The sequence below is a fragment of the uncultured Gemella sp. genome (assembly GCF_963519265.1).
Classification (GTDB): domain Bacteria; phylum Bacillota; class Bacilli; order Staphylococcales; family Gemellaceae; genus Gemella.
The window spans coordinates 1-5,559 of sequence record NZ_CAUQNQ010000077.1; the positions used below are offsets into that span (position 1 = coordinate 1).

Annotated in this window: 3 protein-coding genes; all 3 read left to right on the top strand. The window is 29.2% G+C overall.

Translation table 11 applies throughout. The features are described from left to right. Positions 1-2,151: YhgE/Pip domain-containing protein (locus RWN11_RS06710; protein WP_314160983.1), on the top strand; the 2,151-nt coding region annotated here is incomplete at its 5' end. A 182-nt stretch (positions 2,152-2,333) separates the two neighbouring features. Then, positions 2,334-3,335 carry a glycosyltransferase family 2 protein gene (locus RWN11_RS06715; RefSeq protein ID WP_314160984.1) on the top strand — a complete coding sequence of 334 codons (1,002 nt, stop codon included), beginning with the start codon at positions 2,334-2,336 and terminating at the stop codon, positions 3,333-3,335. 2 nt (positions 3,336-3,337) lie between these two features. Next, positions 3,338-5,362, top strand: coding sequence for a glycosyltransferase family 39 protein (locus RWN11_RS06720; protein ID WP_314160985.1), 2,025 nt, complete (start codon positions 3,338-3,340; stop codon positions 5,360-5,362). The last annotated feature ends 197 nt before the right edge of the window (positions 5,363-5,559 follow it).

A 5,559-nucleotide genomic window follows, 5' to 3' on the forward strand; every position in this document is an offset into this window, starting at 1 on the left:
TTGAAAAATATTATAGAGATTTTTAGAAATGATATAAAAGAAGTATTTAGAAAAACTAATACGTGGATAATTATAGTAGGATTAATATTTTTACCATCAATGTATGCATGGCCGAATATACTATCGTCATGGGATCCGTATGGACATACTAACAATATAAAAGTTGCTGTAACATCAGAAGATGAGGGAGCTGCTGTTGATGGAAAAGATTTAAATCTAGGTAATAGTTTAGTTGAAGGATTGAAAAACAATAAAAATCTCGATTGGCAGTTTGTCTCTAATAAACAACAAGCTGAGGATGGAGTAAGAATAGGGGACTATTATGCGAGTATTGTTGTACCGAAAAATTTCAGTCAAGATATGACATCTGTTAGTAGAACAGAACCTAAGAGAGCCACTATAGAGTATACGGTTAATGAAAAAATTAATGCGATTAGTCCAAAAATAACAAACAGTGGTGCTTCTGCAATAGCTAATAATATTAGTAAAAACTTTGTAGAAACAGCTAATGGTATAATTTTTGAAAAACTGCATGAAGCGGGGATAAAATTTGAAGAAAATCTTCCATCAATAGAAAAAGTTAAACAGGAAATCTTTAAATTAAATGATAACTTTTCTACATATGAAAGTACTTTAAGTGAATTAATTAGAAAAGTGGAATATGGGCATAATATTTTAAACAATGTTCAAAATACACTCCCAGAAATAGATAGGGTAGCTACAAATAGTATTATGATTGCTGATAAGGCTGGAATTACTATTAATAATATACAGGGCTTCAATGAAAGATTATTGCCGATTATTAATAATCATCTTAATGTTGTAGAGGAAGTATCTAAAGAAGCTAATGTTATAGCAAAAGAGTTACAACAGAAACCAGATAAAACAGAAGAAATAAAAGCAAGACAGAAAGCTTTAGATAGCAGATTACAAGCTAGTACAGAAAGATTACAATTAGTAAAGAATATCTTTGAGTATTTTAATAAATTATCGAATGAGAGATTATTTAATAATCAACTTGAAAGAGTAACTACTTTATCGAATGATATTACGACGATAAAAGAAGTAAATAATAATATCTATAATAAGATGGATCATTATGATGAAATAGCGAATACTGTAAAAGAGGAATTTGTAAATAAATCTGCTAGAATTAATGAAGTTTCTTCAAATATGAGTTCTAAATTGAATGTTGAAGTTGCACCTTTAATCTCTCAAGTTCTTAGCAAGGCAGAGGTTAATATTGATAAGGTGAGTGGCATAATTGCTAGGACACAAGGAGAACTACCTGCAGTAGAGAGAAAATTATCAGAAACTGAGGTGAAAATTAGTAACGCATACGGAAAACTATTATCGTTACAAGCCCAAATGCCATCTGCAAAAAGTAAAATTCAAAAGCTAACTGATGAAATTAAAAAGATTGATAATGGTATAGATAAAAATCAGCTATTTAATCTATTGAAGGTTGACTATAAACAACAGGCAGAGTTTTTCGCAAATCCTGTTAAACTTCAAGAGAATAAACTTTATCATATAGAAAACTATGGTTCAGCGATGACACCGTTCTATACAGTACTTTCTATTTGGGTTGGTTCATTACTAATGTCTTCGTTATTAACTACGAAGGTGGAGGATGAGGAAAACAAATATAAACCTTATCAAAAATATTTTGGTAGAGGGTTATTGTTTGTAATAATATCGTTATTCCAAACATTAATAATTACACTAGGGGATATGTATGTTCTTGGGACACAAGCAAACTCACCATATAGGTTTGTATTATATGCATTACTGATTTCGCTTCTATTTTCTTCAATTATTTACACTATAGTGTGTATTTTAGGAAATGTAGGGAAAGCTGTTTGTATAGTGCTGTTAGTATTACAATTAGGAAGTTCAGGAGGAACATTCCCGATTCAAATGACATCAGAATTTTTCCAAACGTTATATCCCAAAGTACCATTTACATATTCTATAGGTTTACTACGTGAAGCGGTAGGTGGTGTATATATTCCAGCGGTAGAGCGTGATATTAAGATATTATTTATCTATCTAATTATCGTTCTTGTAGGAGGAGCTATTCTAGTAAGTCTAAAAGCACGTTCTGCTAAATTAAGTAGAGAAAGAGAACGCTCTAAATTGTTTTTGTAGATTTAGTACAGATATAATAGAGAATTTTTTAAAAGTAAAATAGGAAGTGATTCAAAGTAATTGATTTAATACAGTCAAGTCTTCTGAGTCACTTCTTTTGGTTGTTTTCTCATACTAAATGAAAAAACTTAGTATTTATGATATAATAAAATGATAAAACCTTAAAATATAGAGGATAAATTATGGTTAAAACATTAGATAGAACAAAAGATATATTTTTAGATACAATGCTTTTGGGAAATGAAATATTAACGAAAAAAATAAAAACAACGAATAAAACAAAAATTACAGTAGTCTTAGCGGCATATAGAAGTGTCGATAGACTAGAAAGTATAATAAAAGATTTATTTAATCAAAGTTTTCAAGAATTCGAAATAATTGTAGTTGACGACCTTTCAGATTCTAAGATAGAAGAAGTGGTAGCTGTGTTAGATAATAATAAAATAAATTATATAAAAAAACAACTAGGTTCTAACTCATCGGCGAAGAATTGTGCGTTAGATTTTTCTAAGGGAGAATATACAGTTTTTGTTGAAGAAAATTCAAAATTAAAATCTAATTATTTGGAATTATTGTTTAATGAAGTATCACAGAAAAATCTTGATATAGCAATGTTAACACGAAATGGTTATCCAAGTATTCTAGATGGGAAAATTTCAACAGGCCAGAACTATCTAGTTGAAGAAATAAAAAGATTGAAAAGTGATTTGAATTATAATATTACTTCTTGTATTTTCAAGAAGAAATTCTTAGATATCTATAGTTTAAGATTCCAAGAGGATATGTTAGCTTTAGAGAATTTATACTTCAAATTACGTGTCTTTGATGTTGCAGGAAAAGTAAGTCAAGTAGCGAAAGTTGGTTATAAAGATTTAGAAGAAAATAAATCTGTAAGAAATAATGCAATGATTGAAGCTTCAACAAGAAGAATAATGATTGCATTTAATAAAATAGAAGAATTTAAGCAAGATAAAAAGTATGAAGATAGTTTAAATTTACTATGTGGATATTTACTTTTTGATGTACTTAGAATGTATGAGAATATGTCCGAGGAAATAGAAATTTTAGAGTTAATAAAATCTAGAAAAAACTATTTTGATAGTGACACATTCATAAATAAAACGATGATAGCAATGTCTCCGATAATGTTTGCAAATCATCTTAACAGAAAGGATAGGAGATAATTATGAGGCGAATATTACATAATGTGTTTTCATATGTGTTTATAGCTTTGTTTACAATAGCTTTAACGTGGGCATATGTTGCACCTTTTGTATATGAAAGAATATTAAATCCGTTGGCACTTCTGTTAGGAGTTCCAGTGGTTTTCATACTGTTTATTTATGCAGTAAAAAAAGTGTTAGCAACAGACGAAGTTGGATTAAAAAAATATAATAGAATTATTATATTAGTATATTTAGTATTTCAGGCGATTATTTTATCTATGGATACACTAAACTTTTCAGATGGTGCGGAGATAGAAAATGAAGCACACTACATGCTAAATTATGGAAAATTCTCTGGTGAAAGATATTTTTTAGTTTATCCGAATAATATTACACCGACAATTATTCTATACTGGATATATCGTATAGCTGCATTTTTACATATGTCAGAAGTGTGGACATTACATATATTCTGTTTCTTAGTAACAACGGCGACAATATTTTTAACATATAAAACAGCTGGGAAATTACTTACAAAGCAAAAGCAAACGATAATTTTAGGATTAATGATATTATACATTCCTTTCCAAATGTATAGTTTATTCTATTACTCTGATACTTTAATGGTAATTATGGTTGCTTTAATAATATATGTTCTTATACCATCAGATGGAAGCTTTATCTTTAGAACAAAACATATTGTAGCAGTAGCTATTTTAGTTGCATTTGCATGGAACTTAAGATCTAATATAATTATTATTTTACCAGCGTTAATAGTGTACTTACTATTTTTTAAATGGTATAAAAATTTAGCTTTATTATTAGTAACCTTTGGAATTGCATTTGTCTTCTTTGGAAAAGGATTCGATATGCTGTGGGCACACTATGGATTTTGGAAAGATGATGGCTATAAATTCCCGATGTTGCACTGGGTAATGATGGGAATGAGTATTCAAGGTGGAAGTTATAATTGGCAAGATTTTCAATTTACATATCTTAGTCAAAATAAGATGGCAGATGACCTGGGCTTATTCTTTAATAGATTAACTCATAGACCAATCTTTCTTAATTTACTTATGGTAGTTCTTAAAGTAAGAGGTAATTGGAGTGATGGTACTATTAATTATACGAATGGTACGCGTGCACTAAGAGATGGAGATGGCTTCTTATGGCAACTTTTCTATGGAAGTAATAATAGTTTCTTCATATATCTTTCTCAAATGATGTATGTTGTGATTATTTTTGGGATGGTATATTACATCTATAAACGTAGAAAAGAGTATATTACTTCATGCTTCTTATTCCAAATAATAATCTTCGGGGTATTTATGTTCCATTTAATCTGGGAAGCTAAACCAAGATATGTTTATGCATGGATGCCGATAATTTTCATTCTAGGAGCAAAAGGTATAATACTATTTTCTGAAAGATATGAGACGACTATATTTGATAAGTATAAGAAAAAACTTTATATTGCTTTTGGAGTAGTATTTGCTCTTCAAGTAGGAAGCGATAGTTTCTTAAGACCATCTTATTCGATGAACTTAGATTATGATTCACGTGTAATAAATGGTATTAGTATTTATGCAACGGATAATTATTTAAGAGATGGAATAGTTAGGGTTAATAAAGATACAGAGGTAGAACAGACGTTTAAAGCTAATCGCAGCTTTAATTATGTTCGAGGATATATTTCTTCATATGATGAGAAAAATAATTCGAAGTATAAAGTAGAGATAATAGATAAAAAAGATAATAAAGTTGTAAGAGAACATGAATTTATTTATCGTGAATTGTATTGGGAAGTACCACTACAAACATATACTCTTCGTTGGTATTTCGATGATCTTCCGGCAGGAGATTACAGTGTGAAATTCTCACAAGTAGAAAGTGATAACAATGGAAGCATAGTTATTTCTAGTGTACCAAATGAAATGATTGATATGTATGAAGCTGGTAAATTGTATATTAACGGTGCTGACCAAAATAAAAAAGATTTATCATTACAAATAGGACATAGATACCAAAAACTTTGGTGGTATTAATGAAATAGAGAAAATAATATCTTTAATTAAGATAAGAGGCTCATCTTCGGATGAGCCTTTTTATATAATGATTAAAAGTGAGTGACAAAAATTGTAATTTTGAAGAAAGTGATTTTGTTGAGGTTCCCGCAAAGTTTATTAGGGCAGTGTCAAGATTTTTGTGTAAACACAATCTGATGTTTTAAATAAAGTTAACT